This is a genomic window from Lysinibacillus sp. VIII_CA, from assembly GCF_049943995.1.
Lineage (GTDB): Bacteria > Bacillota > Bacilli > Bacillales_A > Planococcaceae > Lysinibacillus > Lysinibacillus pinottii.
This window is the reverse complement of sequence record NZ_JBNFXM010000005.1, coordinates 142,830-161,721: the sequence shown is the minus strand read 5'-3', so window position 1 is coordinate 161,721 and position 18,892 is coordinate 142,830. Positions and strand designations below refer to the sequence as shown.

Annotated in this window: 21 protein-coding genes; 15 read left to right on the top strand and 6 right to left on the bottom strand. The window is 37.3% G+C overall.

The annotated features are described in order from the left end of the window. Nucleotides 1-43: 43 nt before the first annotated feature. From ACP3VS_RS09615 to ACP3VS_RS09605, 3 genes are all read right to left on the bottom strand, one after another. On the bottom strand, nucleotides 44-667 hold the full coding sequence (locus tag ACP3VS_RS09615; protein WP_036162408.1) for a DUF2238 domain-containing protein: 624 nt from the start codon (nucleotides 665-667) through the stop codon (nucleotides 44-46). A 121-nt stretch (nucleotides 668-788) separates the two neighbouring features. Continuing rightward, nucleotides 789-1,091 carry a YunC family protein gene (locus ACP3VS_RS09610; protein ID WP_008175342.1) on the bottom strand — a complete coding sequence of 101 codons (303 nt, stop codon included), beginning with the start codon at nucleotides 1,089-1,091 and terminating at the stop codon, nucleotides 789-791. Nucleotides 1,092-1,239: 148 nt separating this feature from the next. Beyond that, entirely contained in the window at nucleotides 1,240-1,362 is a 123-nt protein-coding gene (locus ACP3VS_RS09605) for a hypothetical protein (RefSeq protein WP_012295936.1), read from the bottom strand. A gap of 258 nt (nucleotides 1,363-1,620) precedes the next feature. On the opposite strand from ACP3VS_RS09605, the gene ACP3VS_RS09600 reads away from it, so the two are divergent. Then, a complete protein-coding gene (locus ACP3VS_RS09600) occupies nucleotides 1,621-2,358 on the top strand; it encodes a polysaccharide deacetylase family protein (protein ID WP_031416614.1) in 738 nt (245 codons plus the stop codon). Nucleotides 2,359-2,424: 66 nt separating this feature from the next. Here the strand turns inward: ACP3VS_RS09600 and ACP3VS_RS09595 are convergent, their stop codons facing one another. After that, entirely contained in the window at nucleotides 2,425-2,676 is a 252-nt protein-coding gene (locus ACP3VS_RS09595; protein ID WP_012295934.1) for a hypothetical protein, read from the bottom strand. Between the two features lie 105 nt (nucleotides 2,677-2,781). On the opposite strand from ACP3VS_RS09595, the gene ACP3VS_RS09590 reads away from it, so the two are divergent. The 5 genes from ACP3VS_RS09590 (at nucleotide 2,782) to ACP3VS_RS09570 (ending at nucleotide 8,448) form a co-directional block, all read left to right on the top strand. Then, a complete protein-coding gene (locus ACP3VS_RS09590; RefSeq protein WP_012295933.1) occupies nucleotides 2,782-3,576 on the top strand; it encodes a DUF2268 domain-containing protein in 795 nt (264 codons plus the stop codon). An 18-nt stretch (nucleotides 3,577-3,594) separates the two neighbouring features. Beyond that, nucleotides 3,595-4,107 carry a DNA-deoxyinosine glycosylase gene (locus ACP3VS_RS09585; protein ID WP_426388573.1) on the top strand — a complete coding sequence of 171 codons (513 nt, stop codon included), beginning with the start codon at nucleotides 3,595-3,597 and terminating at the stop codon, nucleotides 4,105-4,107. Between the two features lie 1,156 nt (nucleotides 4,108-5,263). Beyond that, nucleotides 5,264-5,626, top strand: a complete 363-nt coding sequence (locus ACP3VS_RS09580) for a hypothetical protein (RefSeq protein ID WP_036162402.1) — start codon at nucleotides 5,264-5,266, stop codon at nucleotides 5,624-5,626. A gap of 360 nt (nucleotides 5,627-5,986) precedes the next feature. After that, nucleotides 5,987-7,615, top strand: a complete 1,629-nt coding sequence (abc-f, locus tag ACP3VS_RS09575) for a ribosomal protection-like ABC-F family protein (RefSeq protein WP_197224181.1) — start codon at nucleotides 5,987-5,989, stop codon at nucleotides 7,613-7,615. Nucleotides 7,616-7,686: 71 nt separating this feature from the next. Then, nucleotides 7,687-8,448 carry a hypothetical protein gene (locus ACP3VS_RS09570; RefSeq protein ID WP_036164885.1) on the top strand — a complete coding sequence of 254 codons (762 nt, stop codon included), beginning with the start codon at nucleotides 7,687-7,689 and terminating at the stop codon, nucleotides 8,446-8,448. 44 nt (nucleotides 8,449-8,492) lie between these two features. Here ACP3VS_RS09570 and ACP3VS_RS09565 read toward each other — a convergent pair whose 3' ends face one another. Beyond that, nucleotides 8,493-8,978: an SRPBCC family protein gene (locus ACP3VS_RS09565; RefSeq protein ID WP_012295926.1), complete on the bottom strand. Its 486-nt coding sequence runs from the start codon at nucleotides 8,976-8,978 to the stop codon at nucleotides 8,493-8,495. A gap of 137 nt (nucleotides 8,979-9,115) precedes the next feature. Between ACP3VS_RS09565 and ACP3VS_RS09560 the strand changes: the two genes are divergently transcribed. Beyond that, nucleotides 9,116-9,484, top strand: coding sequence for a YybH family protein (locus ACP3VS_RS09560; protein ID WP_012295925.1), 369 nt, complete (start codon nucleotides 9,116-9,118; stop codon nucleotides 9,482-9,484). On the opposite strand, the gene ACP3VS_RS09555 is transcribed toward ACP3VS_RS09560, so the two are convergent. Next, nucleotides 9,477-10,223 (bottom strand): sulfite exporter TauE/SafE family protein, encoded by a 747-nt coding sequence (locus ACP3VS_RS09555; RefSeq protein WP_012295924.1) that lies wholly within the window; start codon nucleotides 10,221-10,223, stop codon nucleotides 9,477-9,479. The two genes, ACP3VS_RS09560 and ACP3VS_RS09555, sit on opposite strands and share 8 nt — an antisense overlap. Before the next feature lie 194 nt (nucleotides 10,224-10,417). On the opposite strand from ACP3VS_RS09555, the gene ACP3VS_RS09550 reads away from it, so the two are divergent. The 8 genes from ACP3VS_RS09550 (at nucleotide 10,418) to ACP3VS_RS09515 (ending at nucleotide 18,320) form a co-directional block, all read left to right on the top strand. Then, nucleotides 10,418-10,882: a DinB family protein gene (locus tag ACP3VS_RS09550; RefSeq protein WP_031416603.1), complete on the top strand. Its 465-nt coding sequence runs from the start codon at nucleotides 10,418-10,420 to the stop codon at nucleotides 10,880-10,882. A gap of 10 nt (nucleotides 10,883-10,892) precedes the next feature. Further along, nucleotides 10,893-11,723: a helix-turn-helix domain-containing protein gene (locus ACP3VS_RS09545; RefSeq protein ID WP_012295922.1), complete on the top strand. Its 831-nt coding sequence runs from the start codon at nucleotides 10,893-10,895 to the stop codon at nucleotides 11,721-11,723. Between the two features lie 204 nt (nucleotides 11,724-11,927). After that, entirely contained in the window at nucleotides 11,928-12,908 is a 981-nt protein-coding gene (locus ACP3VS_RS09540) for an ABC transporter substrate-binding protein (protein ID WP_031416602.1), read from the top strand. 104 nt (nucleotides 12,909-13,012) lie between these two features. Next, on the top strand, nucleotides 13,013-14,020 hold the full coding sequence (locus ACP3VS_RS09535) for a FecCD family ABC transporter permease (RefSeq protein WP_036162397.1): 1,008 nt from the start codon (nucleotides 13,013-13,015) through the stop codon (nucleotides 14,018-14,020). 28 nt (nucleotides 14,021-14,048) lie between these two features. Beyond that, nucleotides 14,049-15,044 carry a FecCD family ABC transporter permease gene (locus ACP3VS_RS09530; RefSeq protein ID WP_012295919.1) on the top strand — a complete coding sequence of 332 codons (996 nt, stop codon included), beginning with the start codon at nucleotides 14,049-14,051 and terminating at the stop codon, nucleotides 15,042-15,044. Nucleotides 15,045-15,073: 29 nt separating this feature from the next. After that, nucleotides 15,074-15,856 carry an ABC transporter ATP-binding protein gene (locus tag ACP3VS_RS09525; protein WP_031416598.1) on the top strand — a complete coding sequence of 261 codons (783 nt, stop codon included), beginning with the start codon at nucleotides 15,074-15,076 and terminating at the stop codon, nucleotides 15,854-15,856. Beyond that, complete coding sequence (locus tag ACP3VS_RS09520) at nucleotides 15,853-16,623, top strand: alpha/beta hydrolase (protein WP_426388572.1); 771 nt, start codon at nucleotides 15,853-15,855, stop codon at nucleotides 16,621-16,623. Before ACP3VS_RS09525 ends, ACP3VS_RS09520 begins: the two co-directional genes overlap by 4 nt. A 128-nt stretch (nucleotides 16,624-16,751) precedes the next feature. Further along, nucleotides 16,752-18,320: a BCCT family transporter gene (locus ACP3VS_RS09515; RefSeq protein ID WP_012295916.1), complete on the top strand. Its 1,569-nt coding sequence runs from the start codon at nucleotides 16,752-16,754 to the stop codon at nucleotides 18,318-18,320. Nucleotides 18,321-18,892 lie beyond the last annotated feature (572 nt).

The window sequence follows — 18,892 nt, the reverse complement described above, 5'->3', positions numbered from 1 at the left end:
TTTCATAAGATTTTTTATTCATCATAGTATGCAAAAAATGATTTTATTTGTTTAATCTCTTTAAATATTTATCATGGAGCTTTGTCAATAAAAGCAAGGTAATAATAGAACCTAGCAACGCTAAAGACATGTCCCATTGAGCGTCCCAACGATCTCCCTGCATCCCTAAAAAGTCTTTGGCCCCTTTACTGCCCTTGGAGATTCGGGTGCTTAACCATTCAATGATTTCATAAAATGCAGCAATCGCAAGTAAAATACTAATGGAAATGAACGATAGCCAAGCGCCTTTTGTAAGAGGCGTTTTTCGAATTAAAATTTCCCTTATAACAATCGCCAGCAAGCCTTTTAAAAAATGTCCGAAGCGATCGTAATTATTACGGTGCAAATTAAATTCTTCTTTTATCCAATTAAATAGTGGCACCTCCGAATACGTATAATGCCCACCAATAAATGTTAGAATCGACAATAAGGCAATGATTGAGTAAGAAATGGTTGTGAATCGAAATTTAGGATAGATACAAACTACAATAATAATCGCAACTATTCCTGGGCTAACTTCAGCCAGCCAATCTAAGTAGGAAGATGGTTTAATAACAGACCAGATAAGAACAATTAAAGTGATGGCAAGAAAAGTTACATGTATTTTAAAATGCTTATTACTATTCATGACAACACGCTCCTTTGTCCCAAAGTATGGGGAAGTAGGAGTTTGCTTATTCAACCGATGCTGCGTTAAAAAAAGGAAAAGCGTCTAGTTATTCGTTCTAAAACTGACGCTTTTGTACACATTAAATCATTTTTAAAAGCGCCTCGACACCACTCATACCTTCTGTAATGCCAAGTTGCTCGGCTTCATAAGTCACGGATTCTAACGGGGCTGTTAATAACTCATCAATCGTTTTTACACCAACTGCCCGACCAGCAATGATTTTTCGATCCACTAAGCGACTATTTAAAAGACCTACATCTAATGCGCCGCACATAATGTAGCCTGTATTATTGGAAATGGTTAATAGTGTTGTTTTAGGTAATTGAACAACTACTGCAGTAAAGAAATGCCCCTTAATCATGATAGGTTCAATTGTCACCATTGAAATCACTCCTTTTCTCTATATACATATGGCGATAACTAGCAAGGTGTTCGACATTTCTAATAAAAAATCTTTTAATAGTAAAGAAAAGAAGTCCAATATCAAAATAAAAGGAATCTACTCTTGGCGAATAGATTCCTTTTAGCATTTACTTGGTATAAGACAATAAAGCTGTTTGTTTAAATGTATTTAATGCAATGGTTGCTTCACTTTTAGAAGTATATTCAAACATACGATACGTGTTTTCTTCAAATACGGTAATGATCCACATTTATATTATCCCCTTTTGTGTTACATAACATTTATTAAATTTAATTAGTTGTTATATATCAGTGATGATTTTATTTTACATGAATAAAGAAAAAAATAAAGGGATATTAATGATGTTTCACATTTCGTTCAAATTTATAAAATTTTTTTAAAATAATTAAAACAGGAAAACAGACAATCCTTCACAAGTATAATTCACTGTAAATCGCAAATAGTAAGTTGACGGAGTTCTGTGAATATGGACTTGGGAGGTGATGCTATGACACGTAAATATGTAAGGGTTTTAACGGTTTTCGTTTTAATCATCTCGGGGTTTTTTGTAGGATACAAAGCCCAGGCTAATAAAGGACGTCCGTATTATGAGGAAACAGGAAAAGTTGTGTGGGATATTAACACAGAGGATAAAATAGTGGCACTTACCTTTGATGATGGTCCACATCCCAAATACACAGCGGCGGTGCTTGATTTATTAGCCAAATATGATGCCAAAGCTACCTTTTTTATTATTGGAAAAAATGCTGACAAATATCCAGAGCTTGTTTTACGTACTTATACAGAAGGGCATGAATTAGCGAATCATACGTATACACATCCGTTTAAAGTTTCCATCAATAAATTGCAAGAAGAGCTTCGACAGACGAATAACACGATATATGGTATTACTGGATTTTCCCCAGTTTTATTCCGTCCTGTTGGTGGAAATTACACAGATGCTATGATAAATGCCGCTGTTAAGGATGGCTACAAGGTCGTGATGTGGTCTTGGCATCAGGATACTCAAGATTGGAAAGAGCCCGGTGTAAAGAAAATTGTACAAAAGGTTATGAAAGGCACAAAGCCTGGCGATGTCATATTATTTCATGATGGTGGCGGTAACCGTACACAAACCATTAAAGCATTAGAGGAGATAATACCGGCATTAAAGAAGCAGGGCTACACATTTGTTACAATATCCGAGTTGATTGAAAGTAAACAGCAGCAAGAACAAGTTCAATAATGAAAAATGAGCCATCTCAACAATGTTTGAAATGGCTCGTTTTTCACATATATAAAATCGCTTAGGCTAGAAGAAAATAATTGGAGCTAGTGCAATACCTAGAACAGTCCCTAGTGCAATACCAACGCCAAAGCCGCCTCCACTAAATCCCCAAAAGCCTAAACCATAACCACCATATCTTCTATCAGGTAGAATCCATACCTGTCTTCTGTCGACCCTCGTGATTTCCCCAACATGTACTCTACCAGATGTATCCGAAATTCTAACTCGTTTACCGTGATATTTACAACAAAGATTGTAAGCATCAGTTGGATTCACAATAATCCCTCCTTTCTACTTCATTACAAGTTAATATATGCTAATTAATGCATTTATCTTTAGCCGATTGTCTATCCATCACATATACTATCAAGAGGTGATGACATGGCAGTTATGCCTACAGATAAGTGGCTTGAGGAGTATGAATTTTCCAGAAAATCTAAGAGCAGTGATGAGCTATATAGCTTACAATGCTCGGTGCTATGTGATCGTTTGATCAAACTATTTCAAGAGGGATATACAGAGGAAATACACTTTGAATTACAGCAGCAAGGTCTTTTCCTACCAGAGGAAGAGATTAATTTAAAGAGACTAAAACAGATGAATGTGTGGGGCTGCGTGGAGCAGGAGTTTATGTATCTACAGCAGAAGTGGAATGGTCCAGCTATACCTATTTATATCTTTCCAATTACAAGGCAGCAGAATATCACTAATAAAAATGGTGTGGCTTATCCTCATTCGCTTTTTTTATTTGTGGGAGAAGTAGAAAAACAGGAGCTTCAAGCATTACTCGCCCATGAATACAACCATGTTTGCCGTTTACATTATCTTAAAAAATCCTTAGATGAAATGACTTTATTGGATTCTCTTATATTAGAGGGTTTAGCAGAATGTGCTGTGAAAGATCTTTACGGAGATAGATGGCTAGCACCATGGTTAACTAACTATACATTTGAGAAGCTTATCAAACTATGGAAATCTCAGTTTTTGCCAAACCTACAACTGCAGGGATTGGAAAAGCATCGACCATTCTTATACGGTGGGGAGCTTCCGCTGTGGATAGGCTATTGTATAGGCTATCAAATTGTTCGGTCATATATGAAGAATCTTTCATCACAGCTTCCTTTATTAATAACAAGCCAAGATATACTTGCTGGCTCAGAGTTTCCGCTACAATAGAGTAAAGGAGTGATTGCTGTGTCTAGTGAAATAAAAAATGTATTATTACCAATTGTAGATTCATCCACAAAGGTGCTAATTGTTGGATCCATGCCAGGAAAACAGTCATTAGTAAAACAGCAGTATTATGGTAATCCACGCAATCACTTTTGGCCTATCATTGGCCAGCTATTACAGGTCGAGGTTCCTGAAGATTATTGTGAGAGAATAGCTTTATTAAAAAAGCGTGAAATCGGTCTTTGGGACACAATTGAAGCCTGTGAGAGAGAAGGGAGCTTGGATGCAGCGATTCGTAATGAAAAGCCAAATGATTTTCAACCCCTTTTTGAAACCTACCCGAACATCAAGTTAGTACTCTTTAATGGGGCGAAGGCATTCGATGTTTTTAAAAAGCATATTGGATTAGAGCTTTTAGCAGGACGAGCCTATAAAAAAATGCCATCAACGAGTCCGATACCCGGGAAAAATATTAAATCCTTTGACGAAAAAGTTGAGGAATGGCGAATTATATTGTCATATTTATCACAATAGTTTGCGGGTCATTCAAGCATTGCTTTGTACATAAAAATTTACATAGTTAAGGGTGATGATATGGCGAGAAAGAATGATAAAAAATCGTTAATGAACTCGTTTTCGCTTCCTGCATAAAAAGATGTATGAAGAATGTTCATAAGAAAAGTCACGAAAACGTTGATATCTCAACATTCGTGGCTTTTTGATGTGTTTTCAAACTTTTATTTGGGAACGTTTTTTTGTTTGAAATTTATATTATATTTACTAAAAAAGCGATAGTCTATCAGCCTTCTATAGTTGGCTAGAAGAAAGGGAATAAAAAAAAGAGTAAGAGTAGCAACTTCTAATCCATTTTAATTTTCTTATACTTTGTGAAATACATTATAGAAAAAAATATAATCCAAAAAATAATTATTAAATACACAAGAGCAGTGAGAGGTTCGGTAAACGGATTAACATTATTTTGATAATCTTTAATAATTAGAATAGCTAACACCAAAATTGAACTCCAAAACATAATCATCAAATATAATTTCATAAGATTCTAGACTCCTTTCTATTAACATTTTTTTATTTATAATGTAAATTATGGATATATCGTTAAAAGGGATGGAGGAAAAGTATACGACTGTTAAAACTAGTAACAATTTAAAATTTTTAACTTCTTTCGTTACCATCTTTTTATTAAGTGTAATTTATTTTTCGGAAAATTCCAACGTTGAAGAAAATATTACTCATACAGTAATTGAAGTGCATAAACGTGAAGAAAGTAAGAGCATGGAGCGTTAGAAAGAGATGTATATTTTTAAAACAGAGTTTTTTTTCGGAGCAAATAATAAATATATATTTATTATTAAAAAGATTAATTACTTTATTTATATTTTGGACAGGCTATAAACCTTAGAGCTGCAAGTGTTTCAGGTTTTAAATGTGTATTTAAAATCGTTCCTAAAGACGCAACTTATCCGTTAGTTTGTTGTTGAAAATAAAAAGACATATCAAAAAATACTTTTCCTATGCGATAAAGTTGGAAATCATAAATATACTTTATTAGAAATGCCAAAGGTTATAGGATGAGGAAAATTGGCCTGTTATTATCTTCGCTTAGGTGGGCAATGGCTCAACGGTTAAATGCCCTATTACATATATTGAATTATGTAAAAGGAGGGCTTGTGTGTACAATAATCCATTTAGAGAAGATAATTTTAGAAGACCTGGCTGGGGTGGCAATGATAATTTTGAAACACCGCCATTTGGTCCACCTAATTTTGGTCCGGCTCCAGCTGGACAAATGCCAATGAGTGCACCACCAGGCTTTTCACCGCCAGTGCCCGCACGGCGAGAAGGATCAAGTGGTATTCACTCCTGCTTATTTAGAAACACCTTTATTTGGTTGAATACAGGTAGGAGCTTTTGGTTTTTCCCCACAGTTATAGGAAGAGATTTCATTGCGGGTTTTCGTTGGAGTAATCGGTATGGCTGGTATTTCCGTACCATAACAAGAAATCAAATTCGTTCATTTGAATGTTTTAGATAAAGCTCACACAAAGAAAGTTTCATTTTCAAAAAAATGGTGTTACAATGACGGTAATAAAAGATGAAGGGACGATGGGTGGCTAATGAATAACTAATCTTATTTTTTAAAGATGAAATTAAAATTTCACCAGCAATAAAAATAGGATTAGTCTGCCCATTTTCCATAAATAACACTTGTATTGGTCTTAATCTGCCAATATAAAGCGATTCCGCAAGCTTATTTTACTATGTCTAAAATAAGTAATGGAGTAACAAATATAGCTGTTGCAACAGTTTATTTGTGTATATGTAGCGATGACTAATCCTTCCAAAATACTTGGAGGGATTTTTTTGATTCCTCCTACTGGAGAGGATGAATGTTATGAAGGAGCTTTTAAAATTACAGGATATTAGTTATGAAATAAAGGATACATTCCTATTTGAACATGTGACTGCTACCGTAAAGCAAGGTGAGGTAATCGGCATTATTGGTAGAAATGGTGCTGGAAAATCCACATTGCTTCAATTGATTCGAGGTATGTTAGTGCCCACAACAGGAGAAATCAAGGGGCTACAAACTGTAAAAACGGCATTTGTAGAGCAGGAATTAGCTCATTTTAATAGGATGGAAATAACAACTAAAGAGGCAGATTTGCTATCTAAATGGAAAGTGCCGAATGTGCCATTTGCAGCATTAAGTGGTGGGGAAAAACTCAAAATGCGCCTGGCGGAAGGTTTCTCGCAGGGAGTTCAACTTCTAATGCTGGATGAACCAACCAATCATTTAGATGAACAGAGCACCAATTTTTTGATTAAACAAGTACAAAACTATAGGGGAACGGTTATTGTTGTCTCGCATGATCGATACTTTTTAGATAGCGTAGCGACCAAAATTTGGTCGATTGAGGACAATAGACTTATAGAACATAACGGCAATTATTCAAACTATATGGCTGAAAGAGAGCATCGAAGATTAACACAACAACGTGCATACGACAAGCAGCAAAAAAATATTGAGCGCATTGAGGCACAGATGCAGGAATTGACAGCATGGTCTCAAAAGGGCCATGCTCAGTCTACAAAGCTAGAAGGTTTTAAGGAATACCATCGTGTGAAAGCAAAGCGTCTTGATTCCCAGGTGAAATCCAAGAAAAAGCGATTAGAAGCAGAGCTTGAGAAGGCAAGGGTGGAAGCTGTAAAGCCTGAGGCAGAAATACGCTTTTCTTTAGGCACCCATCAACGTGTCGGTAAACGCTTTTTAGAGACCAAAAATGTATCCTTACACTTCAATGACAGAGTGTTGTTTAAGGATGTGAACGTCACTGCGCAGTTTGGAGATAAAATTGCCATCACAGGAATAAATGGTAGTGGAAAAACAAGTTTTTTAAAAGTCATCTTAGGTCAATTAAAGGCAGAGGGCAGAGTATGGCTATCTCCGGCTGCTAACATTGGTTATTTATCACAAGAAGTCTTTGATCTACCTCTTGAACAGACACCGGAGCAGTATTTTTATCAAGAAACGTTTGAAGAGCGAGGGAAAGTCCGCAATCTCATGAAAAATCTAGGGTTTACTTCTACTCACTGGACATCTGCTATAGGGGAGATGAGCATGGGTGAGCGGGTAAAATGTAAACTGATGGCTTATATATTAGCAGACAAGAACGTTCTTATTTTAGATGAGCCAACGAATCATCTTGACCTGCCTTCCCGTGAGCAATTAGAGCAAACGCTTGCCCAATATAATGGGACATTACTTGTTGTCTCACACGATCGCTACTTTCTAGAAAAGGTAACGAATAGTGTATGGGAGATTCATGCTCAACAGATAGAGAAAAAATGGAGAAAAGAGGTTAAGCAAGACGAGGGTGTAGTGACACTTCGCTTAAAGCTAGAAACCGAGCGGCAGGAAATATTAGGTAAACTTAGCTTTCTCACAGCTAAAGATAAGGACTATGTAATGCTTGATGAAAAATTTAATGAACTGACGAAGCGAATTAACGACCTAAAATAGATAACGTTTAAGATGGTTTTCACTAGGGAAAAATACCGAGAGAGGGAAATTAATAGATGGAGGTACACGCAATGAAAAGAATGCTAGTTCTCCTTTTTTTGAGTATTTGCTTTATAGGTGCCTGTGCTAATCGGGAAGAAAATCAACAAGCACATGAAAGTGAGACCCAAATACCTGTCGAACAAGCTAATCAACATGATAATGGAACAGCTATGGAACAAACAGAGGTCCTGCAACAAATCAAGGATCAAATACAAGCTGATTTCACCATAAAAATGCCAACAACTTTACCTATTACACAGGATTCTTTTTTATCAGCTACTACAAGGACAGAAGGGAATCAGGTGGAAATTGTCTTTTATGAAAGTAAAGAGAGTATGCCGATTAATGATATTCGATTAAAGAAATCAGCAAACGTTATAGCACGATTGCTCGTTAAGCAATACAATAATGCAGAAGGGGCAAGCACCCAAATAGCGTTTGATAATTTTAATCAAAATGGTGGACAAAAAGTGGATCTTGGTGACAATATTAAAGGTTATCAAGACGCGGGGGCAGGCTCCTTATGGACTGGATGGAATGAAGGACGCTGGGCAATTGCCACACATACCCGAACAGAAAATCCTGAGGCTGGTGTCAAGCTTGCAAAGCAAGTAGTAGAATATTTAAAAAGTCATATGCTCCCTATTCCAAAGCAATATGGCATGGCTCAATTGGACGTTTATCAAACAGGCAATTTAATCGTTTGGCAGGATGAAAAGCTTGTGTATACACTCGATTCCATAAAAGACCCACTAAAGGCCATAGAAATAGCTACAGCGTTTGACCAATAATTAAAATCCTAGAGTCTTGTGGCTCTAGGATTTTTTTAGTTGTTTTACTTTATAGAATCAATAAGGCCACTGTAGTCGTGGAATCGCTGTTGCCAACTCTCCATTGGGAAATTTAGTTGTTCCTTTCTATCTAGCAAATCAGTCAGCAAGTTTAGACATATATGCCACCCCGCTAAATCCTTTGGCGTATGCTCTGTCAATTCTTGAAGTGTCTCTACTAATAGGAGGAATGTGCCCTCGTCATTAGAAGAAAGTTCGAATCGTACCGTATCCGTACCCCAATCAAATTCGAGAGTTTCATTTTCTGCATAATCGGTAATGGCTATTGTTTCATAGGCATCTGTTCCATCGTTCATATTAAAATGCATCTTACCATTCTTACGAAGATCAATGATTTCTAAATTGCTCATCCACTTTTGCAGCTTGTCATTTTCAGTGATTGCTGCCCAAACAACATCTATTGAATGAGGGAGCTGGCGTTTGAATGTTGCAACATGATGATTGGATTGTTCTTCAATAGTAGCTAGCATAGTATCCTCCGTCTTTTATGTGATTTTGTCCTTATTATAGGTGTTCTTTATGAACTGTTCAAAGGAGAACATCCCATAAATATATTATTTATAAGAAGTGAGATTTGGGATACTATTGTTAAAAAGGGGGCGTGAACATGACATATGAACAAGCATTAGAACGTTATATCCAAGCAACAAATACTCATGATTTTAATAAGGTAAAGGTTATTTTGCATCCACAGGCTGTCTATTGGTTTTCGGATAAAACATGTACGACTACAGAAGAAATTGGTGCTTACTTCAATCACGCATGGAATGTAATTCAAGAAGAGGTCTATTCAGCAACTGATATAACTTGGCTAACCGTTGATGAAAAAACAGCCACCTGTATTTATACATATCACTATGAAGGCTATCATAATGGGAAATCTGTATCAGGTAGCGGTAGGGCGACAAATATTTTTACATGGATGAATGGTGAATGGAAGTTAATTCATGAACATTTGAGTGGATATATTAAATAATTTCCCATACCATCTGAATAATCAACATCGAGATAATCACAGTTAGTAGTCGTTTGGCTACTTTTATTGGAATGTGTGGTAGCACAAGGAGGCCTAATTGAGAGCCTATAATGGAGCCTAAGGCCATGGCAATTGCATAATGCCATTGAATAAAGCCTGTTTGATAAAAAACAATAAAAGCTCCAGTACAACTTCCAAAAAGCAGTGCACGCGTGAGCTGTACGGCCTTTATGTAAGTGTGTTGGCAACGCCAATAATATAAAATACTAAAAGTTGAAGAACCAGGACCAAACCCACCATCATACATAGCGATAAAAAATGGCTGCCAAAGGGAGGACGTTGTATGCTCTGTAGGATTCACAGTGTCAGTCCAAGCCTTGTTTTTTAAAGTGACAACTAATGCAAAAATCAGTAGGATACAGGCTGTAACATTCATATTTTGTTCGGATTGTGACACGGCTAGAAGTGCACCACCAGCTCCTCCTATAACAGCAATAGCTATGTATTTTAAAATAACTTTGAAATGTAGCTCCTTATGATACAGTAAATAAAAAATGCTAGATAAAGCCGATATACCGGTCGAAAATTTATTTGTAGCAATACTAGTTTGAATGGGAATACCGACCAGCATCATAGCGGGTAGCGTCATAAGACCTCCACCTCCCGCAAGTGTACCGATAAAGGCAGCTATTATACCAATGCATACGAGGGTTAAAGAGATTTTTGTATAATGTGCCATGAAACTAAGGAGTACAAGGAACAATATCCATAAAATTTTTTTCATAGGCTACTCTCCTCACTTGGATAGCTTTAGGGTAAAGGTATTTAATTTATAAATCTAATATATTATTTTTGAGTACATATAAATATTATTTATCTTTTGGAAGACTAAGGGAGATTGCTGCATACAAAGGAAGAAAGAGGCGAAATCCAATGCTGCGAGACAAAAAGTCGATTATTAAACACTATGAACATTCTCTTCATTGGGTAAAGAATTTGAGGAATTTAACTGAGGAGCAATGGCGTATGCCAATTGAATCTGGAAAATGGTCAGTTGCAGAGGTGATAGGGCATCTTACACCCTGGGATAAATTTGTGTTAGAACAACGAATACCATATTTATTTACTAATACATCGTTACCTAAAGGACCAGATGTCACGAATATGAACACGAGGGCAGCTGAGAAAAGTCGTGAACAGCAGTTAGAAAAAACGATTATTGAATTTGTTTTGACAAGACGTCAATTGCTTCAAACCATTCAGCAATTTACAGATGAGCAATGGCAGCAGTCGTTCAATATTGGGCAGTCTAACATAACGATGGCTGATTATTTTGGCGGATTAATTGACCATGATTTACATCATTTTTCACAAATTCAGAGTGTTTTACATGTATAGGAGCTAGCACATGGATATCAAGTATTTAATAGATTACTTTGCACAGGCATCTGTAAAGTTTACCGATGTCTTTACCAAAAGAATGGAGCCAGGAGAGGTTGATTTAGGGAGAACTACAGCACCAGAAAAATGTGGAATTATTGTGCCGCTTGCAGGAAGTGCTATCTTTAGCTTGAATGGAACGCCATATGTGATGGAGCCAGGAGTAATAGTGCATGCTGGTCCTCAAATGCCAATTGAAGTGAACGTAACAAGTCAGAAGGTTTGGGAATATGCTGTAGTTCACTATAATCTACCTATGGAGGAGACGGCATTATATCCACTGGTGGAACAACATTTTCTCATTAAAACAGGACATAATACGCAAATTATTACCCAGGTACAGCAGCTAGTAGAAAGCTATTCCTTTCCAGGTAATATGGCCGTATTTAAGTCCAAGACATTATTCATGAACTTGCTGGAACACATTCTTATAGCGGCAAAAGTGAAGGTTCTGGATAATGCCAATGAATTAATGGAGCAGGCTTTACAGTATATACATGAGCACTATGCGGAGCAGATTTCGGTATCAAATATTTCTAGTGAATTTGACATTGAACGGCGTCGTTTTGCCTATTTATTTGAGCAGCATACAGGTATGAATCCAAGCAAATATATAACAGAATACCGTATACGACGTGCGAAAGACTTACTAGAATATGGTGGAATCCCTGTAGCTGAAATTGCAGAATGTGTTGGATATGTAGATTGTTTTTATTTTAGTAGAGTATTTAAAAAGTGTACGGGTTTATCTCCCTCAGCCTATCGCAAGTTAAAAATAGAGGAAGCCAAATATGTATGAATGACTGTTTCTTATAAAAAAGGAGCAGTTTTTTTATGGCATAAATCGGCAAAAGTCCATGTCATTTTCGAAATCGTCCATTCACAATCTATTTTCACTTTGTTAGGATAGTATCCGTAAATGATAATGAGTATCAATTATATGTTGACATACATATGTAAATGATTATCATTATCAATATGAGCTTGTTAGGAGAGAATATCTATGAATAAATATTTTAAAATGTGTGCACCAGCACTTTTAGCACTATCATTAGCTGCATGTGGAACAGATAAGGCAGAGGAGTCTACTTCAACAAATAATACAACGGAGACAAGTGTAACAGAATCACAGACAGAACTAGCTAAGACACAGACAATTACGTACTTGGGTGAGAAATATGAGCTTCCAGTAGAAGTGAAAAATATTGTCGCTGCAAGTCTTGAATCTATGGAAGACGCTGCAATGCTTGGAATTAAGCCCGTAGGTGTACTTGAAGTAGGTGGCAAAGTGCCAGCATATCTAGCATCTGATTTTGAAGGTGCTACACTGGTAGGAAATAAAATGGAGCCAAATGCAGAGGCCATTCTTAATTTGGATCCAGATGTCATTGTAGGTACTTCAAAATTCCCTAAAGAAACGGCTGAAAAGTTGAACAAAATTCAAACAATGATACCTTACTCACATATTTCAACAAACTGGAAGGAAAATTTGACAGTGCTTGCACAGCTAGCTGGTAAAGAAGATGATGCTAAAAAAATCATTTCTGACTATGAGGCAAAAGTTGCTGATGCACAGGTTAAATCGAAGGAGCAATTAGCTGATAAACAAGTATTAATCATCCGTGTTCGCGGTGGTGTAATGTACATTTATCCAGCTGGTGTTTATTTAAATCCTGTTTTGTATGAGGATTTAGGTGCTCCAGTTCCAGAGGTAGTGACGACAGCTAAAGCGCAGGCAGAATTATCGCTAGAAACATTAGCTCAAGTAAATCCAGATGCAATTTTCCTTCAATTTGAGGAATCCGAAAATAAGGATACTCCTAAGGCGTTAGAGGAGCTACAAAAAAATCCAATTTTCACTAGCTTAAAGGCATCACAAAATAATGAAATTTATGTCAATACAATTGACCCGTTAGCACAAGGTGGTACGGCTTGGTCTAAGGTTAAATTCTTAGATGCAGCAGCTGAAAAATTACTTAAATAGTATACACAGGCTGGTAGTAGGTTTGGTGATATCACCAGGCTATTACCGGCCTTTTGTTCAGTAGAAGTTTGGATACTAAAATGGTATAGAAAAAGGTGTGAAAGTTGAAAAAAACAAACGTAGTGTCATTTTCAATATTAGCAGTATCTCCTCTCCTTATTGCCCTTGTGGCGCTTGTTTCTGTTATGTATGGAACAAAGGATATTAGTGTAATCACTGTGTGGCAAGCAATATCAGCATTCGATCCTTCTAATGTTGATCATCAAATTATACGGACAGGACGTATTCCTAGAATAGGCGCAGTCTTGTTAGTAGGAGCCTTTTTGGCAGTTGCGGGTGCAGTTATGCAGGGAATTACACGAAATTATTTAGCATCTCCTTCATTGATGGGTGTCAACGATGGCTCTGCATTTGTTATAACATTAGCCATTGTCTTTTTCCCAGGACTGCCTAATTATCAAATGATTTTATTGTCAATGCTAGGTTCTGCACTGGGTGCGGGCATTGTTTTTGGCTTTGGCTCGTTAATTCGGAATGGTTTATCACCAGTAAGGCTAGCCATTATTGGAACCGTTATTGGGACATTTTTAAGTAGTATAGCTACAGCGATTGCGATGTATTTTCAAGTATCACAAACAGTCAGTGCTTGGTATAACACTAAGGTACATATGGTAGATATGGATATGTTGATGCTCTCTATTCCATTTGGATTAGTTGGTTTATTATTGGCCTTACTATCCGCGAGGGCCATTACGATTACCTCGCTAGGTGAGGATATTGCAATGGGACTAGGTCAAAAAACAAAGGCAGTACGGATTATTAGTATGCTAGCTGTCGTATGCTTGACAGGGACAGCAGTTGCTCTCGTTGGGAAAATAGCCTTTGTAGGGTTAGTTATTCCGCATATTACTCGTTTTCTTGTTGGAGTAGATTATCGCTATATTATCCCTTGTGCGGCGGTTATTGGTGCCTTTTTCTTGGCGCTTTGTGATGTCCTTAGCCGCTTTGTTAATTATCCATTTGAAACGCCAATAGGAGTCTTAACAGCATTAGTTGGTGTGCCATTCTTCTTATATTTAGTTCGAAAGCACGGAGGTGAAAAACGTGCGTAAACATACCTCAAGTGTATTCTTAATGACTATGTCGACGCTTTTACTTTTGATTTTAGTTGCAAGTTATCTACATATTACAAATGGTGTTTTTGATATGTCTGTGATGGATGTCATAAAAACATTATTGCGTATTGAACCTAATCCAAAATTTGATCTTGTTATTTTTGAATTCCGCTTACCACGAATTGTCATAGCTGGGCTCGTTGGTATTGGATTAGGAATGGCGGGGGTTGTATTACAGGGTATTACGCGCAATGGGCTCGCAGATCCAGGGATATTAGGAATTAATGCTGGAGCTGGTGCTGCGGTCGTAATTTTTATGTTTTTCTTTCAATTAAAATTAGTGAGTGCAGATATGAACAGCTGGCTATCCATTTTAATGATGCCATTGTTCGGTTTTATCGGTGGAACAATTGCGGCTATATTAATTTTTACGTTTGCTTTGAAAAATGGTCATCTCGATATGCAGCGATTAATATTAACTGGGATTGCCATTAACAGTGGATTTGGCGCTTTATCATTGTTTCTATCTCTAAAAATGAGTGCGCAGGATTTTGAATCTGCAGCTATTTGGATGGCAGGTTCCATTTACAATGCGAATTGGATTTTTGCTCTTACTATGTTACCTTGGCTTGTAATTTTAGGAATTTATGTGCATAAAAAATCGTATTTACTTGATTATTTTCAGCTGGAAGAGGATAACATCACAAGTTTAGGAATTGCTGTTGAAAAAGAGAAAATGAAGCTGTTATTAGCCAGTGTAGGACTAGTTAGCGCATGCGTATCTGTATCAGGAAGTATTGGCTTTATTGGGTTAATGGCGCCACATATCGCCAAGCAGCTTGTTGGTATTCAGCACCGCTATGTCATGCCAGTAAGTGCATTAATTGGTGCAGGCTTGCTAATTCTAGCTGACTTTATCGGCAAAACGGTATTCGCACCGTCTGAGCTGGCTGTTGGAATAGTAGTATCGATTATAGGAATTCCATATTTCTTGTATTTACTAGTGAAATCTAAGGCATAGGAGGAAATGGTGTGCAAACAGCGTTTAGAATGGAAAATTTGGCTTCAGGCTATGAGCAGGTTCGAGTGTTTGAAGGGTTAAATTTAACGATTGAAGAGGGCAAGGTCACAACGATTATCGGACCGAATGGCTGTGGTAAATCAACGCTTCTCAAAACAATAGGAAGAATTTTGAAAAAGCAACAGGGCACGGTATACTTGCAGGAGCAAAATATGCAAAATCTGTCGACAAAGGATATTGCACAGAAGCTAGCAATATTATCACAAACACCCGTTGCACCGGGACAATTAAAAGTCGAGGAACTTATTGCTTATGGCAGATATCCGCACCGCAACAATGTCAATCGATTAACAAATAAGGATGAAGAAATGATTGAGTGGGCGTTAACGGTCACAAACACGGTGGAATATCGAAATCGGGAGCTAGCACAGCTTTCTGGGGGTCAGCGTCAACGTGTATGGCTCGCTATGGCATTGGCACAGGAAACAAATATTTTGTTGCTCGATGAGCCGACTACGTATTTAGATATGGCCCACCAATTGGAAGTACTTGATATCGTGAAAAATTTAAATGAACAGCATCAATGTACAATCGTCATGGTTCTTCATGATATTAACCATGCTGCTAGGTATTCAGATCATCTGATCGCCATGCGAAATGGTGTTATCATGCAAACAGGAACACCACAGGAAATCTTAAGCGCAGAGGTGATGCGTCAAGTCTTTAACATTGATGCACGTATTATGGAAGATCCAGCAACCAATACACCTGTATGCTATGGCTATGACATATTGAAGGAGGAAAACAAATGAATCCAACAGAAATAGATTACTCAACACAGCAAATGACTTCAAAATTGGCAGACTATACGTATGGGATTAACGTTTATGTACCAAATGAGGAAGCGCCAACGGAAGGCTTTCCGGTCATCTATGTATTGGATGGTTCTTCTTATTTTTCTCTTGTTAAGGAAGCAGTTCGATTGCAAAGTCGTAATGCGCCAAAAACGGGTATTTTACCATCCATTGTTGTTGGTATCGGGCATGGTGAAGATATGCGTGAACGACGTTTTTATGATTTTACGGCACCAGCAGAGACGTATATTTATCCCGCAAGATTTAAAGGTAAAGGGCATGAAAAGCTTGGTGGGTCAGTAAACTTTAGTCGATTCCTAGAAGAAGAACTAAAGCCAATGATTGAAGCCAACTATCCAGTAAATAAAGCACAGCAATCGATATTTGGTCACTCATTAGCTGGTTATTTTACGCTTTGGCAATTATTTCACCATCCAACAAGCTTTCAACATTACCTGGCTATCAGTCCTTCCATCTGGTGGAATGAGCATGAATTAGTCCCATGTGCCTCAGTATTTTTAAATGAGCATCAGGCTATGAAGGAAACATTGTTTATTAGTGCTGGTGAACTGGAAACCTTTATGGTGGATGATGCACGACAAATGGCAACAATACTTGAAAAAGTAATGAAGGTTGATTTTTATGAAGCTTTAAACGAAAATCATGCATCTGTTGTGCCTACAGTTATGAGTAGAGCCATACGTTTTGCTTTTACAAATGAATAAACAATAGCCGCATTATCTATTGGTAGTGCGGTTTTTTATTTTCAAGAAGTTTTGATTTATAAAATACTTGAAGGAAACTCATAATAAAGGAAATTTGGTAAAACGTCTGGGATTAATGGAGGCGCTGTATGCAAAAAATTAAAAATTTAATCAACCCAGTATTTATTATTTCTAGTGGAGCCATTTTATTTTTAGTAATTATTGGGGCAATAATACCGGAACAGTTTAAGAATGGTGCGAACAGCGTCTTTCATATGACGACGGATTTTTTTGGTTGGTTTTACTTAATGGCGGTCTTTATAATCGTGGTTTTTCTATTTGGCTTGGCTATTAGTAAATATGGCACTATTCGGTTAGGAGCAGAAGATGGTCGACCAGAATTTAGCTTTCTCACATGGATTTCTATGCTCTTTTCTGCAGGTCTAGGGGTTGGATTAGTCTTTTGGGGAGTAGCTGAACCAATGAGTCATTACTTTTCACCGCCCTTTAGTGACACAACACCTCTAACGACAGATGCAGCGCGACTGGCAATGGGTTATTCTTTCTTTCATTGGGGAATCAGCCAATGGTCTGTTTATGCTATATTGGGGCTTGTCATGGCTTATGTGCAATTTAACAAAAAAAGAAATATGCTCATCTCTACCGCTTTAGAGCCTGTAACGGGGACAAATCGAGTCGTGAAGGGCACAATTGATATTTTAGCGGTTATTGCTACAGTTATGGGGGTAGCTACTTCTATTGGCTTGGGCGTGCTCCAAACAAACGGAGGTTTAAGCTTTGTCTTTGGTTTACCTAATACATTTCTCATACAGGTAGCCATTATTCTTATCATGTTTATTGGCTATATGTTCTCTGCCACTACGGGCCTTCAAAGGGGAATGAAAATCCTAAGTAATGTCAATATGATGCTAGCGATTGTTTTACTGCTATTTGTCTTTATAACTGGCCCAACAGTTTTTATTATGGAAACCTTTACACTAGCAATAGGGGATTATATTTCAAACTTCATTCAATACAGCTTAAGGATGCAACCGTATATCGGGGGGACTTGGGTGAAGGATTGGACGATCTTTTATTGGGCGTGGGCGATAGCATGGTCGCCCTTTGTTGGTTCTTTTATTGCCCGTGTATCTAAAGGAAGAACGATTCGAGAATTCATTGTTGGCGTATTAATTATTCCTCCTCTTATTGCTTGTTTTTGGATTGCTGTTTTTGGAGGAACTGCCATGTGGTTCGACCTGCATAAAGAAGCTGAAATTGCGCAAACCGTTCATAACGACGTAACAGTGGCCTTGTTTCAAATGCTAGAGTATTTACCTCTTTCAATGATAGCTTCTTTTATTGGAATTTTGCTCATTTTCATTTTCTTAATTACATCAGCCGATTCAGCTACTTTCATTATGGCGAGTATGACGACAAGGGGGTCTTTAAACCCGACAGTACTATCCAAGTTAGTATGGGGTATATTGATGGCCTCTATATCAGGTGTTTTATTGTATACAGGTGGGCTGGATGCACTACAAACAGCCTCATTAATTGCCGCGTTACCGTTTACAGTCCTATTACTGTTGTTAATGATTTCTTATATTAAAATGATGAAGGAAGAGATTGTTCCTCTGAAGAAAAAAGACATTCAACGATTGAAGATAGCAAGGAAGCATCTTGAAAAAGAAGCAAAAGCCAAAGAAAAAAAATAAGGTGATAAGCTGTATTATTCTTTGATGAGTAATACAGTTTCTTTTTGTGTTATTGCTATTTGGTATTTTAATGAACGGAATTGTCTGTAATAATTGAGGGTAAAAAGAATTTTTTTAGGGGATGGGGGTTGTCGTAGAAGATTTGTCCTTATATGTATGATGCTGTTAGTGGTAGTAGTTATACAAATATAGGTAAAATTGTAATAACAGAGAATGCCCCAGATTTTTTGCAAATAAGTGATTTTGCAGCTATTAATTGGAATGAAAAAGCAGTGAATTTGGTGATAGAGCCATTATAGGTAATGCCAATAAATCGGGTGTTATTGGTGCTAGTATGCAAAGTTTGAGCCCACAAAATGGATGTGGCATCTTTGAAGAATTGAAGGAAATGGTAATACAGAGTTAACAGTTGTAGGATACTATAGAGATTCTAAAACTAACCAGTCTATTTTAGTTGGCGGATGGAGCACAGGTCTTAGCGGGCCAGCAAACGAAGCAGATGCTCATAGCCCTTTAAGCGTAAAAATTCCTAGTCCTGGAAAAGGGCTGTTTTACTGATACAAATGGAAAAC

What these genes read in the sequence shown, in the direction of transcription:
- ACP3VS_RS09615 (WP_036162408.1), bottom strand. Translation starts at nt 667, where the DNA reads ATGAATAGTAATAAGCATTTTAAAATACATGTAACTTTTCTTGCCATC.
- ACP3VS_RS09610 (WP_008175342.1), bottom strand. Translation starts at nt 1,091, where the DNA reads ATGGTGACAATTGAACCTATCATGATTAAGGGGCATTTCTTTACTGCA.
- ACP3VS_RS09605 (WP_012295936.1), bottom strand. Translation starts at nt 1,362, where the DNA reads ATGTGGATCATTACCGTATTTGAAGAAAACACGTATCGTATGTTTGAA.
- ACP3VS_RS09600 (WP_031416614.1), top strand. Translation starts at nt 1,621, where the DNA reads ATGACACGTAAATATGTAAGGGTTTTAACGGTTTTCGTTTTAATCATC.
- ACP3VS_RS09590 (WP_012295933.1), top strand. Translation starts at nt 2,782, where the DNA reads ATGGCAGTTATGCCTACAGATAAGTGGCTTGAGGAGTATGAATTTTCC.
- abc-f (WP_197224181.1), top strand. Translation starts at nt 5,987, where the DNA reads ATGAAGGAGCTTTTAAAATTACAGGATATTAGTTATGAAATAAAGGAT.
- ACP3VS_RS09570 (WP_036164885.1), top strand. Translation starts at nt 7,687, where the DNA reads ATGAAAAGAATGCTAGTTCTCCTTTTTTTGAGTATTTGCTTTATAGGT.
- ACP3VS_RS09565 (WP_012295926.1), bottom strand. Translation starts at nt 8,978, where the DNA reads ATGCTAGCTACTATTGAAGAACAATCCAATCATCATGTTGCAACATTC.
- ACP3VS_RS09560 (WP_012295925.1), top strand. Translation starts at nt 9,116, where the DNA reads ATGACATATGAACAAGCATTAGAACGTTATATCCAAGCAACAAATACT.
- ACP3VS_RS09555 (WP_012295924.1), bottom strand. Translation starts at nt 10,223, where the DNA reads ATGGCACATTATACAAAAATCTCTTTAACCCTCGTATGCATTGGTATA.
- ACP3VS_RS09550 (WP_031416603.1), top strand. Translation starts at nt 10,418, where the DNA reads ATGCTGCGAGACAAAAAGTCGATTATTAAACACTATGAACATTCTCTT.
- ACP3VS_RS09545 (WP_012295922.1), top strand. Translation starts at nt 10,893, where the DNA reads ATGGATATCAAGTATTTAATAGATTACTTTGCACAGGCATCTGTAAAG.
- ACP3VS_RS09540 (WP_031416602.1), top strand. Translation starts at nt 11,928, where the DNA reads ATGAATAAATATTTTAAAATGTGTGCACCAGCACTTTTAGCACTATCA.
- ACP3VS_RS09530 (WP_012295919.1), top strand. Translation starts at nt 14,049, where the DNA reads ATGTCGACGCTTTTACTTTTGATTTTAGTTGCAAGTTATCTACATATT.
- ACP3VS_RS09525 (WP_031416598.1), top strand. Translation starts at nt 15,074, where the DNA reads ATGGAAAATTTGGCTTCAGGCTATGAGCAGGTTCGAGTGTTTGAAGGG.
- ACP3VS_RS09520 (WP_426388572.1), top strand. Translation starts at nt 15,853, where the DNA reads ATGAATCCAACAGAAATAGATTACTCAACACAGCAAATGACTTCAAAA.
- ACP3VS_RS09515 (WP_012295916.1), top strand. Translation starts at nt 16,752, where the DNA reads ATGCAAAAAATTAAAAATTTAATCAACCCAGTATTTATTATTTCTAGT.